The sequence below is a fragment of the Halarchaeum sp. CBA1220 genome (genome assembly GCF_003721175.2).
Lineage (GTDB): Archaea > Halobacteriota > Halobacteria > Halobacteriales > Halobacteriaceae > Halarchaeum > Halarchaeum grantii.
The window spans coordinates 385,856-402,198 of record NZ_CP054708.1 but is presented as its reverse complement, the minus strand read 5'-3'; the positions used below and the strand labels follow the sequence as shown (position 1 = coordinate 402,198).

Here is a 16,343-nt window from a genome sequence, read left to right as displayed (position 1 = left end):
ATGCGCGCTGACTCGCGCCTGCGATAGCCGGACGCAACGGCGGTTTCCGTCGAGTGGACTCGTCGGCTTTTCTCCATAACTCGCGTTCTTTCGGCAGTAACGCACCACGAAAAGAACTATTAGTTACTCATCGTTTGTGATGATTGCATGTTCGACGAGAACACTCGCGACGCGATTGACAGGCGAAGCGTACTGAAGGGCCTCGGTGCCGGCGCGCTGGCGGCGGCGGGCGGCATCGGCGTGAGCGGGTCGGCGTCGGCCGACGAGAGCAGCCAGCACTACCACAACCCCGTCGGGCCGGTCGGCTTCGGCGACGTCTCCGTGATTCAGGACGGCGACACCTACTACGCCTACGGCACGGAGACGCCGAACGACATCGTCCCGGTGGCGGAGTCGACGAACCTCGTCGACTGGACGTACACGCACTCCGCGCTCGACAGCTATCCCGACTGGCGCAGCGACGACGCGGGCGTCTGGGCGCCGGACATCAACTACTACGACGGGCAGTACCACCTCTACTACTCCTACTCGACGTGGGGGAGCAGCGACAACCCCGGCATCGGACTGGCGACGGCGGCGAACCCGAGCGACACCTTCACCGACCAGGGGCCGGTCTTCCGCGCGAACGACCTCGGGATGACGAACTGCATCGACGCCGAGTTCCGCGTCGTCGACGGGACGCCCTACATGATCTGGGGGAGCTGGTACGGCATCTACGGCGTCCAACTCACGAGCGACGGCGCCGATTACGTCCCCGGGACGACCTTCCAGCTCGCCGGCGACATGCGTGAGGGACCATTGCTCGTCGAGGAGAACGGCTACTACTACCTCTTCTACTCGACCGGCCACTGCTGTGAGGGCGCCGACAGCACGTACGAGGTCGAGGTGGGGCGCTCGGAGAGCCTCACCGGCCCGTACTACAACCGGGAGGGCACCGACCTGCGCGACCTCAACGAACACCGGAGCGGCGTCACGGTGCTCTCCGGCGACGACCAGTTCACGGGGCCCGGCCACAACGACGCGATCCGGGACGCGAACGGCGACTGGTGGATGGTGTACCACGTCGAGGCGACCTCGAGCAACGAGACGCGCCAGATGATGATCGACCGCATCCAGTGGACGGACACCGACTGGCCGGTCGTCGCGCGCACCGGCACGCCGAGCGCGCAGAGCCCGCGACCGAACGCCGGGAGCTACGACCGTGGCGCGCTCCCCGACGGTACCTACCACGTCCGCAACGTCAACAGCGGGCGGCTCCTCGAGGTCGCGGGCGCGTCGACGAGCGACGGCGCGAACGTCCAGCAGTACGTGGAGACCGGGAACACCTGTCAGGACTGGACCGTCAGCGCGAACGGCGACGGGACCTACACGTTCACGAACGCCAACAGCGGGAAGCTCCTCGAGGTCGCGGGCGCGTCGACGAGCGACGGCGCGAACGTCCAGCAGTACGCCGACACCGGGAGCGCCTGTCAGGACTGGATCGTCGAGGACGTCGGCGGCGGCCAGTTCCGCGTCACGAACGCCAACAGCGGGAAGCTCCTCGAAGTCGCGAACGCCGGCACCGCGAACGGCGACAACGTCCAGCAGTACGCCGCCACCGGCAGCCCCTGCCAGCTCTGGACGTTCACGGAGGTCTAAGGCCGCACTCGCCCGGGCCGTCCGGGGTGCACGCCGGCCAACGCCTCGTCTCCGCGCTCGAACGGAACGATTAATAGGCGAATACGTGCTCACCATAGAGCGTCAGAGCGACCCATGGAGAACGTCCAGTTGACTGCGATTTCGCCGAAGAGTTGGCAGCTACTGCGTGTCGCCGCCGACTACACGCAGCGCGCGGTCGAGCGCGAAGTCGACGGGCTCGTCCAAGCGCACATCTCGATGCTCGAGGGCGGGAATCGCTCGCTCTCCGAGCCACGGCGACGCCTCCTCTTCGACCTCTACACGGCGGAGCTGACGCACACGCAGGTGCGCGCCATCGTCGAGAACTTCTGAGCGTCGCCCCGCGACGCGCGCTACGGGGCGGCCGGAAGCCCTACCCGCTCGCGCGCGGAAGCCGGAAACATGAGTGCGCACGCGACGCCGGTGGCCGTCGAACTCGTCGCGGTGGCGCTCGCGCTCGGCCTCGCCCTCGTCCACCTCTACGGTCGTCGCCTCCGCGTCCTCGATCACCTCCCGCGGAGTCGCTGGCTCTCCGTGGCGGGCGGCGTCTCCGTCGCGTACGTCTTCGTGCACGTCCTCCCGGAGATCGGCCGCGCCTCCACACACGTCGGCCCCGAACCGTTCGGTCTCGCCTTCCTCGAACACCACGTCTACCTCGTCGCGCTCGTCGGCTTCCTCGCCTACTACGGGGTCGAGCGCGCCGCGAAACGCTCGACGCGCGACCCGGACGCCGACGCGGGCGGCGGCCTGCGCGTGTTCTGGATGCACGTGCTCGCGTTCGCGCTCTACAACCTCCTCGTCGGCTACCTCCTCCTGCATCGCGAGGAGAGCGGCCTCGCGAGCCTCGTCCTCTTCGGCGTCGCGATGGCGCTCCACTTCCTCGTGAACGACTGGGCGTTGCGCCAGCACCACGGCGACGCCTACCACGCTCGCGGGCGGTGGGTGCTCGCCGCCGCCGTCCTCTTCGGCCTCGGCGTCGGGTTCGCCGTCCCGATCGGCCGACAGGCGCTCGCCGTGCTCTTCGCGTTCCTCGCGGGCGGCGTCATCCTCAACGTCATCAAGGAGGAGGTGCCCGAGGAGCGCGAGAGCCGCTTCTCGGCGTTCGCGCTCGGCGCGGCCGGCTACACCGCCGTCCTCCTGCTCGTGTAACCCCCCGACTCAGTACGTATACGTCCCCCGACATTTATGTCGCGGCTCCGTGAACCGCACGGTATGTCGTCAACTCACTGTGATGACTGCGGGGGTGGTCTGCCAGGATGCGCCTGCTCGTCGACCTGACTGCACAGGCCGATACGGCGTACGACACGGCCTATCACCACAAGCTACGTGGGCGGCTCTGGCGCGCGCTCGACGGAACGACGTACGAGAGCGAGCACGGCGACGGCGACCCGCTCGGCCTCGCGTACTCGAACATCTTCCCGTGGGGCGACATCGCGGAGGGCGACGAGCGCCAGCTCCTGCTCGCGTCGCCGCGTGAAGGCCTCCTCGCCAGCATCGCGGAGAACCTACAGGCGGACCGCGAGTTCAACGTCGGTGAGATGCCGTTCCGCGTCACCGACCTGTCGTCGCTCGACGTCGACGTCGGCGAACCCGGGACGCGCGGTACCATCGAAACCGCGACCGGCGTCTTCGTCCGCCTCTACGAGCACCACCGCGAGGCCTACGGTATCGACTCCGAGCACGGCGACACGCCGACGTACTGGCGACCCGAGCACACCGTCGAGCCGTTCCGCGACGCGATCAGCGACACTCTCCAGCGCAAACACGAGCGCTTCGCGCCCGACTACGCCCCCGGGCCGACCGACGTGGACGCCGACCTCTTCGAGGGCTACGACCTGATCAAGACGTACGCGCTCCCCGTCACCGTCACCGAGGGCGTCGACCTCGACGTCGTCGTGAGCAAGTGGCGCCTCGACTACCGCGTCCGCGACGACACGCATCGCCGACACCTGAACCTCGCGCTCGATACCGGTCTCGGCGGTCGGAACGCGCTCGGCTTCGGCTTCGTGAACGTCGTCGAGCGGACGCGACCGGGCGAGTCGGCACTCGAGGGGGAGGATGCTTTCGCCTGAGGCCTTCGAGGAGGCGTACCCCGCCGCCGACCTCGAGGCGGAACTCCCGGATTCGCCGGTCGCCTCGCTGCGCGACCTCCAGTACCTCTACGGGAAGCTCTACACGCTCGCGACGGCGGGGGGCGGCGACTACGCGGCGTACCTCACGCCGGACGCGGCGCGCGACCTCGTCGACACCGACGACAGCCTCATCGTCGTCCGCGTCGACCTCTCCGGTGACGAACCCCGGCTCGCCGAGGACGGTGACGGTCCCGTCCGGGTGACGCGCTACACGGACGAGCGCGTCTCGAAAGTCGCACACTGCAAGTACCCGGCCGCGCGCGGCATCGACCATAGCGTCACGCATCAGGCCGGCCGGAACAGCGACCCCGAGAAACTCGCGCGCTACGCGAACGAGCGATTGTCGAAGTGGGCGCACGACGACGAAGTACAGACAGTCGCCGCCGACCACGAGCAGGGCTGGATCGTCGACGCGCTCGCCACGCTCGGCGAGGACGAGGACGTTCGCGAGACGATTGCCGAGGCCGTCGAACGCGAACTCGGCGGCGCGTCGACGACGGCGCTCCTCACCGTGCAGGTCCGCCTCGACGACGATGGCGACTACCTGTGGCCGGGCGAGCTCGACGTGTTCATGGCGGCGATGCGAGCGCGGAAGCTCTCGAAACTCGTCTCGAAGGGGCAGGCGAGCGACTCTTCGGGGACGGCCGTCGACCTCGTCACTGGCGAGCGCACTCGAACGGTCGGCACGTCTGAGGACCCGCAGAACTACTACCTCGGCAAGCAGCTCGAGACGTTCCCCGGCCTTGACGTCGAGGAGGCGTGGCGGACGCACCCGGTCTCCGAGGACGCGGCGGTGACGCTGATGAACGCCGAGACGTTCGTCGAGGCCTGTACGTATCGGACGTTCGGCGCGAAGGTCTACTCCCTGCCGTACTTCTTCGGGACGCCGACGCCCGAAGAGACGTACGAACTGTATCGGATGCTGTACCTGGCCGCGACGGAGGACGACGACGCGAACGTGACGCCGGTCGAGCGTGCATACGAGCGCCACGGCGACGCGACCGACCTCCGCTTCTACGTCTCGGCGGTGATGCCCCACCAGATGTCGCGCTATGACGTCTTCGGCGAGACGCTGAACGGCCGCATCCAGTACCCGGCCGAACTCGCCCGCTCGCACGCGGCCGTCCTCCAGACGTCGGCGTTTCGCGGGGACGGCGACCGCTCGGCCGCGATGCCGACCCACGAGGACCGACTCCTCGTCTCCGACGCGGCGTTCCTCGGCCCCGTCGCGTCCGGGCGGTATTTCGCGGAGACGTTCCCGCACGGCGACGACGACACGGACGCGAGCGCGGACGACCCTCGAATCGAGGCGCTCGTCGACGTCCTCAGCGGGACGCCAATCCCCGTCTCGCTCCTCCTCGACGCGTACGTCGAGCGCATCGTCGAGGCGGAGTCAGCGGACTGGTTCCCGTCCTTCCGCGTCGCCGCCCAGTTCGCCCAGCTCTGTGCGCTCGCGAGCGCCGACGGGCGGTTCCTCGACGCGGACGACGGCCACGAACTGCTCGCACGACCACCGACCTACGACACGCGAACCATGACATCACGAGAAGAACTCGCCATCACCGATGGGGGGTTCGCAGGCGACCGGAAGCTCGCATCGTTCATCGAAGAGACACCCGCGCTCCAGCACGACCAGCGCTGTGGGGTGTTCCTCCTCGGCGCGCTCGTCGGCGCCGTCGGGAACTATCAGGAGTGGCACGAGGACCGCTCGACGACGCTCGTCGACCAGTTCCCCGTGAAGTCGCTCACGACGACGCGCGTGAAGAAGGTGGCACAGGACGCCATCGAGAAGACGCTGACGTACACCCGCCAGGAGAAGAAACGCGAGGGCCGAACGTACCCCGGGACGAAGTTCGACTACATCGTCGAGCGCCTCCGCGAGCGCGTCCTGCGACCCGACCCCGACGAGTGGGACCTCGAGAAGAGCGACCTGCGCTTCTACTACGCGCTCGGGATCACCTACGGCATGAACGACTACTCGCCCGCGACGGACGACGAGACGACCGCAGACGAGGCCACTGAAGATGACTGACACCACCGACACCGTCGAGAACCGCTCCGAAATCGTCTTCCTGTACGACGCCGTCGACGCGAACCCGAACGGCAACCCGCTCAGCGGCGCGAATCGCCCGCGAATCGACCCGCAGACCCAGCAGGCCATCGTGACGGACGTCCGATTGAAGCGCTACCTGCGCGACCAGCTCGACGACGACGGTCACGGCGTCTACATCCGGAACGTGCAGGAGGAGGGCGAGCAGTACACGCGCGAGCAGCTCCTCGCGGACCGCCTGAAGGAAATCGACCTCGACGACTACGAGGACGACGAACTCGCGGACGCGGTCTTCGGCGAGTTCCTCGAGGAGAGCGCCGACGTCAGGTATTTCGGCGCGACGATGAGCGTCGACACGAACGACGACTACGAGGACCACCTCCCCGACCACTTCACGGGACCCGTCCAGTTCTCCCCGGGGAAGTCGATGCACGCCGTGAACGAGAACGAGGAGTACGACAGTCTCACGAGCGTCATCGCCACGCAGGAGGGCAAAGAGCAGGGTGGCTTCGACCTTGACGACCACCGCATCCAGTACGGCCTCATCCGGTTCCACGGCCTCGTCGACGAGCACGGCGCGGCGGACACGAAGCTCACCGCCGAAGACGTCGAGCGCCTCGACACGCTCTGCTGGCGCGCGCTGAAGAACCAGACGGTCTCGCGCTCGAAGGTCGGCCAGGAGCCCCGCCTCTACTGCCGCGTCGAGTACGCGGACGAGAGCTACCACCTCGGCGGCCTCGACAAGGACCTCGCGCTCGACGACGCCGAGTCGAAGCCGGTGGACGAACTGCGGAACGTTCGGGACCTCACGGTCGCCATCGACGACTTCGTCGAGCGCCTCGACGGTGCGAGCGAGCGCGTCGAACGAGTCCGCGTCGTCGCGAGCGACGTCCTCTCGCTCTCCCACGACGGCGACGTCGGCGGCCCGGACGTCCTCTACGACGCCCTCCGGGACGCCGTCGGCGCGGACGCCGTCGAGGTCGTCGACGTCTACGAGGAGTACGTCGCGACGCTCGCGCGCGACGACGCGGCGTGACGATGCAGGGAGAGCTCGACGAGTGGTTCGACGGCGACGCGGGCGCGGGCGACGAGTCGACGGTCGCAGCGGCCGCGACCGACGAGTCGTTCCCGGCGCGCTGTCTCTCCCTCACCGTCGAGGGGCCGTGGGGGCACTTCCGGCGCGTCGAGGGGAACGTGGTCAAGCAGACCTACCGCGTCATCCCCCGAACGACCGTCGCCGGATTGCTCGCGGCCGTCCTCGGCATCGAGCGCGACGGCTACTACGACCTGTTCGCGCCCGGGAACTCCGCGATTGCCGTCCAACCGGTTCGCCCGCTCCGCACGCTGAACATGCCGATGAACACGCTCTCGACGGCGAACGAGGACCTCACGTCGCTCAACCCACGGGGGACGGTGAGCGTGAAGCTCCCGAACCCGGAGAAGCCGCGCCAACAGCACAACTACGAGGTGCTCGTCGACCCCGCCTATCGGATCGACGTCGCGCTCTCCGACGCGGAGACCTACCGCGACCTCCGGGCAGCGCTCGCCGCCGGGACGTCCCACTACGTGCCGAGCCTCGGGCTCTCCGAGCACCTCGCTGACATAACGTACCACGGCGAGTTCGCGGTCGAGGACGGCCCGAGCGACGACGCCGTCGCCGTCGACTCCGCCGTCCCGGACGCCGTCGACGCGGTCGTTCCCGACCCCGACACGCGCTGTCAGCTCGAGGAATCGCCCGCGTTCATGGAGACGGACCCCGGCGGCCGGACGACGTCGTCGTTCACGACGTACGCGTACAACCCCGACGCCGGCGCGCTCCGGGTCCGCGACGTCGACACCGCTCGGGTCGACGGCCGGACGGTGGTGTTCGTCTGATGGCGCTCGACCCGGAGGCGCGCTACTCCCACCCGCCCGAGGACGGCCGCGACGGCGTCCTCCTCACCGATCACCTCACGGACGTCGCCGAGCGCGTCCCGCAGGTCGTGCCGGCGGGCGCGACGACGCCGGCCGGCGAGTCGCTGCGCGACGTCGTCCGACTGCTCGCGCTCGTCCACGACCTCGGAAAGGCGACGACGTTCTTCCAGCGCTACATCGACTCGGGACGACGCGACCCGGAGAACGATCTGAAGCGCTACCACGCCCCGCTCGGGGCGTTCGCCGCGTTCGACGTCTGCGAGCGCGCCGGCTTCGACGCGGAGACCTGCCTCGCGGGCTTCGTCGCCGTCGCGAAACACCACGGCCGACTCCCGGACGTCGCGGACTACGTCACGAAGCGAACGGACGCGAGTCGCCACGGTGGTGACAGGCGCCTCGACGCGCTCGCACACCAAGTCGTCGACATCCACGAGCACGACGCGTCGCAGACGCTCGCACGCGCGGTCTACGCGGACGCGACCGGTGTCGCGGACGACTGGACGGCGTTCGCGACGGCCGTCGTCGAGGACGACGCCCTCGTCGAGCGCATCGCTGGCCACGTCGCGACCGACGGCCACCCCGTCCGGGACGCCCTCTCGGAGGACTGTTACGCGCTCGTCCTCCAGTGCTGGAGCGCACTCGTGCTCGCGGACAAGACGAGCGCCGCGGACGCACCGTCCGACGCGGCGACGTACGCGCCTGAGCACCCGGACTTCGAGACGCTCGACGCGCACGTCGCCGCCCTCGAAGCGGACGCCGACGCCGACCCGGACGGCACGCGACGCGAGCGTCTCAACCACTTCCGCTCGCGCGCTCGCCGTGACGTCCTTGACAGCGTTCCCGACGTCGCCGAATCGGGCGGTGGCGTCGCGACGCTCACACTCCCGACGGGGATGGGGAAGACGCTCACCGGGCTCTCCGCAGCGTTCGCTCTCCGGGACCGACTCGACGGTGAGCGCGTCGTCTACGCGCTTCCGTTCACGAGCGTCATCGACCAAGTCGTCGCGGACGTCGAGGGGATTTACGACACGGACGCGGGGACGCGACTCCTCACCGCACACCACCACCTCACGGAAACCACGCTTCGCGGCGACGAGGAGGGTGACGCCGACGACGCGGACCTGAGCGACGACGTCGCGGGGATGCTCGCCGAGGCATGGCGCGCCGGCCTCACCGTGACGACGTTCGTCCAACTCTTCGAGAGCCTCGCCGGCCCGCAGAACACGCAGTCGATGAAACTCCCGGCGCTCCACGACGCCGTCATCGTGCTCGACGAACCCCAGAGCCTTCCGCTGGACTGGTGGAAGCTCGCCCCGCGACTCGTCGACGTGCTCACCGAGCGCTACGACGCGACGGTCGTCGCGATGACCGCGACCCAGCCGCGACTCTTCGACGACGCGACCGAACTCGTCGACGACCCCGATTCGTACTTCGCCGCCGTCGACCGCGTCGACTACGCCCTCGACGACTCGGCCGAGCGCTATCTCGACGGCGGGACGGACGAACCGCCGAAGTCGCACGCCGACGCGGCGGCCGACCTCCTCGACACCGTCGCGGCCGGCGAGTCCGCGCTCGCCGTGTGCAACACCATCGGGAGCGCGGCGGAACTCACCGCGTGCGTCGACGCCCGACTGCCGGACGTGGTGGACGTCGGCGAACGCTACGCCGACGCGCTCGCCGACGCCGGGACGCCGGACGACGTTCGTGCGACGGAGCTCGCCGAGACCGTCGCTCGGACGGGGCGTCCCGCGCTCCTCCACCTGTCCACGCGCCTGCGACCCGCCGACCGACTCGCCCTCGTCGACGTCGCGAAGGAACTCACGTCCCGCGACCTCCCGTTCCTCACCGTCTCCACGCAGCTCGTTGAGGCCGGCGTCGACATCAGCTTCGACCGCGTCTATCGCGACCTCGCGCCGATGGACAGCGTCGTGCAGGCCGCCGGGCGGTGCAATCGCTCGTTCGAGCGCGAGCGCGGCCGCGTCACCGTCTGGTGGCTGGAGCACCCCGGCGACGGCGAGACGACACCGTCGCACGCCGTCTACAATCGCGGGCCCGCCGTCCTCACCGAGACCGCGCGCGCCATCGAAGCCGCCCGTAGCGACGACGGCGTCCTCGACGAGACGGCGGTCGCCCGCGACGCCGTCGAAGCGTACTACGAGCGACTCGGTGCGGACGGACGCGACGTCGGTGAACAGACCTACGCCGACTACGTGGACGACGCGCGCGCGGACGAACTCGGCCGACTCTCCCTCATCGACCAGCGCCGCAGCGTCGACGTCCTCGTTTGCCGGACCGCCGCCGACCGCGAGCGCGCCGAAGCGATACGCGAGGCCGAACGCGCCTACGAGTTCGACGCCCTCGAGCGCCACCTCGAGGAGACGCGCGCGCGTCGCGTCTCCGTCCCGGTCTATCGCGGCGACGACGAAACCGCCGACGCCATCACCCGTCTCCCTCCACTCCTCCCGGAGGACGGACTCTACGAGCTCGACGTCCGGGACTTCTCGAACTACTTCGACGCGACCACGGGCTTCACGATTCCGGAGAGCAGCGTCGACCACCAGTTCCTCTAGGACCATGTCCGACGACACCGCCGCCGACGACGCGACGGACGCCGACCCCGTCGAGTTGCTCCTGCGCTCCGCGCGCGACGAGGCCGCGACCGACGAGTTCCACGTCACCGGCGTGATGATGCAGTATTACGAGGTCTGTGATCGCGAGCTCTGGTTCGCCTCGCGACACCTCGAGATCGACCGCGACAACGACGCCGTCGTTCGCGGGACGCAGGTCGACGAGAGCGCGTACGCGGACAAGCGCCGGCACGTCTCCATCGACGGCACCATCGCCATCGACGTCCTCGACGACGGCCGCGTCGTGGAAGTCAAGCCCTCCTCCGCGCTCGTCGAACCCGCGAAGCTCCAACTGCTCTACTACCTCTGGTATCTCGACCGCGTCGTCGGCGTCGAACGCGACGGCGTCCTCGCACATCCGACCGAGCGCCGTCGCGAGACCGTCGAACTCACCGCCGAGAACGAAGCGCGGGTCGAGAACGCTATCCGTGGCGTGCACGCCGTCGTCACCGCCGACAGTCCGCCGCCCGCAGAGGAGAAGCCGTTCTGCGAGGCGTGCGCCTATCACGACTTCTGCTGGAGTTGCTAGCCATGACCGACAACTACCACGCCTTCACCGACGGCCGCCTCGAACGCCACGACGACACCGTGCGTCTCGTCACGCCCGACGACGAGAAGAAATACCTCCCCATCGAGAACGCGGAAGCGCTCTTCCTCCACGGACAGATCGACTTCAACACCCGCCTCGTCTCCTTCCTCAACGACGCTGGCGTCGCGATACACGTCTTCGGCTGGAAGGACTACTACGCGGGCTCGGTCATGCCCGAGCGCGGCCAGACCTCCGGGAACACCGTCGTCGAGCAAGTCCGTGCCTACGACGACCCTGAGCGACGGCGCGCGCTCGCCCGCGCGTTCATCGCCGGCAGCATTCACAACATGCGCGCGAACGTCACGTACTACGACAACCGCGGGCACGACTTTACCGGCGTCGTTGAGCGCCTCGACGCGCAGGCTGACACCCTTGAACCCGGGATGGACGTGAGCGAACTCATGGGCGCTGAGGCCACCGCCCGCAGAGCCTACTACTCCACCTTCGACGCCATCCTCCCCGACGGGTTCGTCTTCGGCGGCCGCAAGTACAACCCGCCGAAGAACGAAGTGAACAGCCTCATCTCCTTCGCGAACTCGCTCGTCTACGCCAACGTCGTCTCCGCGATCCGTGCGACCGCCCTCGACCCCGCCGTCAGTTTCCTCCACGAACCCGGCGAACGCCGCTACTCGCTCGCACTCGACATCGCCGACGTCTTCAAACCCCTTCTCGCCGACCGCGTCATCTTCCGCCTCGTCAACCGGAGTCAGATCGGACTCGACGACTTCGAGGACGACCTCAACGCCTGCCTCCTCACCGAACCCGGCCGCAAGACGTTCTCGAAGGCGTTCGAGGAGACGCTCCAACGGACCGTCGAGCACCCCCGACTTAACCGGAACGTGAGCTACCAGCACCTCCTTCGCGTCGAGGCGTACAAACTCAAGAAACACCTCCTCACCGGCGAGGAGTACGTTCCGTTCAAGCGGTGGTGGTGATCGATGCCGTACGTTCTCGTCGTCTACGACGTGCAGGCCGACCGCACCTCAAAATTCCTCAAGTATCTCCGGCGATACCTCACCCACGTCCAGCACTCCGTCTTCGAAGGCCCCGTCAGCGACGGCCAGCTCACCGAAATTGAGGGTCGACTCGACACCATGCTCGAACCCGGTGAGTCCGTCATCGTCTATCGGATGGCTGGCGAGAGCTACGTCGAGCGCTCCGTCTTCGGTGACGACCCGATGGACGAGCAGCAGTTCCTGTAGTCCCGTCGTCGACCCCCCAGGGGCTTACCCGCTATCGACGGTCGACGGAAATATTCATGAGGACACCGACTATAGAAGCGCTGTCGCTCCCATATCGGCCATGGTTACAGACGAACCCTAGTCGGGTTGAAGCGGTCTCCGATCTCGCTCTCCGTGTAGCCCCGTCTCCCGTTACAGACGAACCCTAGTCGGGTTGAAGCATCCGGCCGTCGCGCTCCGAGTGGTCGAAGCCGACGCGTTACAGACGAACCCTAGTCGGGTTGAAGCGACGGGGCGCAGGCCCTCGACGACAACGCTCTCGAAGGTTACAGACGAACCCTAGTCGGGTTGAAGCATCGAACGGCGGCGTCGCGGCACCTACATCGTCAACGTTACAGACGAACCCTAGTCGGGTTGAAGCCTCACGGACGAACCCCGGAACCTCTCCACGGTCAACGAGTTACAGACGAACCCTAGTCGGGTTGAAGCAGGATGGCCTCGAGACGGACAAACTCAGCGACACGTTACAGACGAACCCTAGTCGGGTTGAAGCCCGTGCTGAATATCGAGGTGGTCGATGTCGCGGCTAGTTACAGACGAACCCTAGTCGGGTTGAAGCGGGGAGAGCGAGTCGATGCCGATGGTGAACTGCGTCCAGTTACAGACGAACCCTAGTCGGGTTGAAGCGGAACCGAGCCGATCAGCGACCTCCGGGAGACACTGTTACAGACGAACCCTAGTCGGGTTGAAGCTTCTCGGCGTCGAGGGCGGTGAGCGTCAGGCTCGCGTTACAGACGAACCCTAGTCGGGTTGAAGCTCACCGGGGACACCTCTCGGCGGAAGAAGCGGGACGTTACAGACGAACCCTAGTCGGGTTGAAGCTTGAGTTCTTCGCGGACGATCGCGCGGATGCGCTCGTTACAGACGAACCCTAGTCGGGTTGAAGCCTCAAGCGCCAGCCGTACGCAAATCAGGGACGTGGGGTTACAGACGAACCCTAGTCGGGTTGAAGCGTCCACTCGTGGCTCTCCATCTCTCCTCTAGTTCGTGTTACAGACGAACCCTAGTCGGGTTGAAGCGACGAGGACGTCGAGGGAGAGCAGGACGAAGATCGGGTTACAGACGAACCCTAGTCGGGTTGAAGCGACGAGTCGGGTGATGCAAGTGAGTGACCAGAGCCTGTTACAGACGAACCCTAGTCGGGTTGAAGCCCGCGCTGCGTCACGGTACTCGTGCCCGAGGCCGTGTTACAGACGAACCCTAGTCGGGTTGAAGCACAGCACCACCGCCGTGAGCATCGTCCAGATCGACGTTACAGACGAACCCTAGTCGGGTTGAAGCGAGCAGCAGGCGCACGAGGCGCTCCAGGACGCCGTCGTTACAGACGAACCCTAGTCGGGTTGAAGCCCCAGCTCCTCGAGCACCCGGAGCGGCGGCTCTAGCGTTACAGACGAACCCTAGTCGGGTTGAAGCCACTCGCCCATGTCCGAGTCGTGGTTGCTCGCGAACGGTTACAGACGAACCCTAGTCGGGTTGAAGCTGCTCGTCGGCCTCGCCTTGGAGGATGAACGCGCGGGTTACAGACGAACCCTAGTCGGGTTGAAGCTACCGCGAGATGACGCCGCGCGACGAACCGGTCAGTGGTTACAGACGAACCCTAGTCGGGTTGAAGCGAGGTGAACGTTCGGCACGACGGCGAGGTCCTCCGTCGTTACAGACGAACCCTAGTCGGGTTGAAGCGTGACGACGGAGCGCGGCCGGGCGTCGAAGTCGACGAGTTACAGACGAACCCTAGTCGGGTTGAAGCGTCCGGAGTTGCGGGTCGTGCCCGACGAGTCGGACAGTTACAGACGAACCCTAGTCGGGTTGAAGCATCTTCGAGAGGTCGGCCTCGGTCTTGTCGATCTCCTGTTACAGACGAACCCTAGTCGGGTTGAAGCTGGTATGGTGGTCTACGCCGGCTTAAAGGCCCGGAGAGTTACAGACGAACCCTAGTCGGGTTGAAGCTGCTCGTCGGCCTCGCCTTGGAGGATGAACGCGCGTTACAGACGAACCCTAGTCGGGTTGAAGCTCGCCGTGGAATGCCTTCGTGCGGAGGTTCTCCGGGGTTACAGACGAACCCTAGTCGGGTTGAAGCGCCGATGTCCGTCCCGGCGGTTGGGTCGGTGCCATCGTTACAGACGAACCCTAGTCGGGTTGAAGCTTCTCCTGTGCGGGCATCCACGCGTCGTAGGCGTGTTACAGACGAACCCTAGTCGGGTTGAAGCTCTTCGGTGGCGAGTGCGTCGGTCACCGCCAACTCGGTTACAGACGAACCCTAGTCGGGTTGAAGCAGCGGGGGGTGGGCCGGTGAGTGAGGTCAGTAACTCCGTTACAGACGAACCCTAGTCGGGTTGAAGCCATAGAGGTCGTGCCCAGTCCCCAGCTGCGACGGTTACAGACGAACCCTAGTCGGGTTGAAGCGTCGGAGGTGAACGCGGAATGAGCGATACGCAGGACGTTACAGACGAACCCTAGTCGGGTTGAAGCGGCGGCCTCCGAGGTGTTGGCGCATGACCCCGCAAGTTACAGACGAACCCTAGTCGGGTTGAAGCTTCGCGATGGCGCTCTTCGGGTACATCGCGTCCCAGCGTTACAGACGAACCCTAGTCGGGTTGAAGCCGCGAGCTCGGCGAGCACCGCCTGCTCCCGCTCCGGGGTTACAGACGAACCCTAGTCGGGTTGAAGCCCCATCCCGAGGTAGTTACAGCAGAGGACGGCGGCGTGTTACAGACGAACCCTAGTCGGGTTGAAGCTCGGCCTTAGCGGCCTCGCGTCGATGCTTGATGCGGAGTTACAGACGAACCCTAGTCGGGTTGAAGCTGTGCTCACCTCTGCCAGGCAGACACGCCCGTTCGAGTTACAGACGAACCCTAGTCGGGTTGAAGCGCCTGGTCGTAGGTCGGACCAACCCACCAGATGAGTGTTACAGACGAACCCTAGTCGGGTTGAAGCGATGACCCGGTCTACCGCGAGCACGTCCCAGCGCAGGTTACAGACGAACCCTAGTCGGGTTGAAGCAGAGGCTGAAACGCGAGTATTCGCTGACGTACAGCGGTTACAGACGAACCCTAGTCGGGTTGAAGCGCGACGAGCTGGGCGAAGCGCTTGGCCGCGTCGGTGTTACAGACGAACCCTAGTCGGGTTGAAGCGATCGAGACGCGCCAGCGTGTCGCTGCGACACCTGGTTACAGACGAACCCTAGTCGGGTTGAAGCGCGACGCCGGGCTCGGCCACGATCTCCGACAGGACGGGTTACAGACGAACCCTAGTCGGGTTGAAGCTACGCGATCCGGGGAGCGATGCTCGGAGACGACGGCGTTACAGACGAACCCTAGTCGGGTTGAAGCGTTGATTTCGTGGCCGTGGTGGTCCGCGAGCACGAGTTACAGACGAACCCTAGTCGGGTTGAAGCTGTCGCTTATCTGACCTATAATCGTCAGCTCGTCCAGTTACAGACGAACCCTAGTCGGGTTGAAGCAGAGTTCCGCGCGACGGCCCGCCGACGGCCGTCGCGAGTTACAGACGAACCCTAGTCGGGTTGAAGCTGTTCGGAACGCTCGCGTCGAGCGGGTGGCTGCCGCGTTACAGACGAACCCTAGTCGGGTTGAAGCGGACTGTGCAACCGCCCACTCAACGCCGGCGGTGCCGCCCCAGCCAAGCGTTACAGACGAACCCTAGTCGGGTTGAAGCCGGTACTGGCGGTACTGGCTCTGACTAATGTAGGTGGTTACAGACGAACCCTAGTCGGGTTGAAGCCCGAGGTCAGCCTTCGCAATGTCTGTTGCAAGGCCAGTTACAGACGAACCCTAGTCGGGTTGAAGCACCATAGGAGACGCGCGCCGTCACCCCCGTTGAGGGGGGTTACAGACGAACCCTAGTCGGGTTGAAGCCTGCCGCTCGCGGCGTCGTTCGGTGCGATGGCAGTGTTACAGACGAACCCTAGTCGGGTTGAAGCGCGTGGCGATACCTCCGCGACCATTCGCCCGCGCAGGTTACAGACGAACCCTAGTCGGGTTGAAGCCAAGAGCAACCATCCGAAGACATCTTGCGCTTCCAGATGGTTACAGACGAACCCTAGTCGGGTTGAAGCCCATCACCGACACAGGACATACACACGCGCATCCCACGGTTACAGACGAACCCTAGTCGTGT

General features: G+C 66.4%; 11 protein-coding genes and 1 CRISPR repeat array (1 of these 12 cut by a window edge). All 11 genes read left to right on the top strand.

What is annotated here, in order from left to right; genetic code table 11:
- The first annotated feature begins 147 nt into the window (after window positions 1–147).
- The 11 genes from EFA46_RS12440 to cas2 all read left to right on the top strand — a co-directional run bounded on the left by EFA46_RS12440 (window position 148) and on the right by cas2 (window position 12,170).
- Window positions 148–1,638 (top strand): family 43 glycosylhydrolase, encoded by a 1,491-nt coding sequence (locus EFA46_RS12440; protein WP_123077926.1) that lies wholly within the window; start codon window positions 148–150, stop codon window positions 1,636–1,638.
- Window positions 1,639–1,752: 114 nt separating this feature from the next.
- Window positions 1,753–1,989 carry a hypothetical protein gene (locus EFA46_RS12435; RefSeq protein WP_123077924.1) on the top strand — a complete coding sequence of 79 codons (237 nt, stop codon included), beginning with the start codon at window positions 1,753–1,755 and terminating at the stop codon, window positions 1,987–1,989.
- A 69-nt stretch (window positions 1,990–2,058) separates the two neighbouring features.
- Window positions 2,059–2,805, top strand: coding sequence for a hypothetical protein (locus EFA46_RS12430; protein WP_123077922.1), 747 nt, complete (start codon window positions 2,059–2,061; stop codon window positions 2,803–2,805).
- A gap of 107 nt (window positions 2,806–2,912) precedes the next feature.
- A complete protein-coding gene (locus EFA46_RS12425; RefSeq protein ID WP_123077920.1) occupies window positions 2,913–3,728 on the top strand; it encodes a CRISPR-associated endoribonuclease Cas6 in 816 nt (271 codons plus the stop codon).
- Window positions 3,715–5,820 (top strand): type I-B CRISPR-associated protein Cas8b/Csh1, encoded by a 2,106-nt coding sequence (gene cas8b, locus EFA46_RS12420; RefSeq protein ID WP_123077918.1) that lies wholly within the window; start codon window positions 3,715–3,717, stop codon window positions 5,818–5,820. The genes EFA46_RS12425 and cas8b overlap by 14 nt, the downstream gene beginning before the upstream one ends.
- On the top strand, window positions 5,813–6,874 hold the full coding sequence (gene cas7b, locus EFA46_RS12415) for a type I-B CRISPR-associated protein Cas7/Csh2 (protein WP_123077916.1): 1,062 nt from the start codon (window positions 5,813–5,815) through the stop codon (window positions 6,872–6,874). The genes cas8b and cas7b overlap by 8 nt, the downstream gene beginning before the upstream one ends.
- Before the next feature lie 2 nt (window positions 6,875–6,876).
- On the top strand, window positions 6,877–7,713 hold the full coding sequence (gene cas5b / locus EFA46_RS12410) for a type I-B CRISPR-associated protein Cas5b (protein ID WP_123077914.1): 837 nt from the start codon (window positions 6,877–6,879) through the stop codon (window positions 7,711–7,713).
- On the top strand, window positions 7,713–10,322 hold the full coding sequence (locus tag EFA46_RS12405; protein WP_123077912.1) for a CRISPR-associated endonuclease Cas3'': 2,610 nt from the start codon (window positions 7,713–7,715) through the stop codon (window positions 10,320–10,322). The genes cas5b and EFA46_RS12405 overlap by 1 nt, the downstream gene beginning before the upstream one ends.
- 4 nt (window positions 10,323–10,326) lie before the next feature.
- Window positions 10,327–10,908 carry a CRISPR-associated protein Cas4 gene (gene cas4 / locus EFA46_RS12400; RefSeq protein WP_176969889.1) on the top strand — a complete coding sequence of 194 codons (582 nt, stop codon included), beginning with the start codon at window positions 10,327–10,329 and terminating at the stop codon, window positions 10,906–10,908.
- A gap of 2 nt (window positions 10,909–10,910) precedes the next feature.
- Window positions 10,911–11,903, top strand: a complete 993-nt coding sequence (gene cas1b / locus EFA46_RS12395) for a type I-B CRISPR-associated endonuclease Cas1b (protein WP_123077910.1) — start codon at window positions 10,911–10,913, stop codon at window positions 11,901–11,903.
- A gap of 3 nt (window positions 11,904–11,906) precedes the next feature.
- The gene (gene cas2, locus EFA46_RS12390; RefSeq protein ID WP_123077908.1) at window positions 11,907–12,170 is read left to right on the top strand and encodes a CRISPR-associated endonuclease Cas2; all 264 of its coding nucleotides are present in this window, start codon (window positions 11,907–11,909) and stop codon (window positions 12,168–12,170) included.
- Window positions 12,171–12,273: 103 nt separating this feature from the next.
- A CRISPR array of direct repeats spans window positions 12,274–16,343; the repeat unit is 30 nt; unit sequence GTTACAGACGAACCCTAGTCGGGTTGAAGC; it runs 70 nt beyond the window's last position.

Excerpts from the sequence above, each read along its gene's own strand:
- EFA46_RS12440 (WP_123077926.1), top strand. The coding sequence starts at position 148 with ATGTTCGACGAGAACACTCGCGACGCGATTGACAGGCGAAGCGTACTG.
- cas5b (WP_123077914.1), top strand. The coding sequence starts at position 6,877 with ATGCAGGGAGAGCTCGACGAGTGGTTCGACGGCGACGCGGGCGCGGGC.
- cas8b (WP_123077918.1), top strand. The coding sequence starts at position 3,715 with ATGCTTTCGCCTGAGGCCTTCGAGGAGGCGTACCCCGCCGCCGACCTC.
- EFA46_RS12425 (WP_123077920.1), top strand. The coding sequence starts at position 2,913 with ATGCGCCTGCTCGTCGACCTGACTGCACAGGCCGATACGGCGTACGAC.
- cas1b (WP_123077910.1), top strand. The coding sequence starts at position 10,911 with ATGACCGACAACTACCACGCCTTCACCGACGGCCGCCTCGAACGCCAC.
- cas7b (WP_123077916.1), top strand. The coding sequence starts at position 5,813 with ATGACTGACACCACCGACACCGTCGAGAACCGCTCCGAAATCGTCTTC.
- EFA46_RS12430 (WP_123077922.1), top strand. The coding sequence starts at position 2,059 with ATGAGTGCGCACGCGACGCCGGTGGCCGTCGAACTCGTCGCGGTGGCG.
- EFA46_RS12405 (WP_123077912.1), top strand. The coding sequence starts at position 7,713 with ATGGCGCTCGACCCGGAGGCGCGCTACTCCCACCCGCCCGAGGACGGC.
- cas4 (WP_176969889.1), top strand. The coding sequence starts at position 10,327 with ATGTCCGACGACACCGCCGCCGACGACGCGACGGACGCCGACCCCGTC.
- cas2 (WP_123077908.1), top strand. The coding sequence starts at position 11,907 with ATGCCGTACGTTCTCGTCGTCTACGACGTGCAGGCCGACCGCACCTCA.
- EFA46_RS12435 (WP_123077924.1), top strand. The coding sequence starts at position 1,753 with ATGGAGAACGTCCAGTTGACTGCGATTTCGCCGAAGAGTTGGCAGCTA.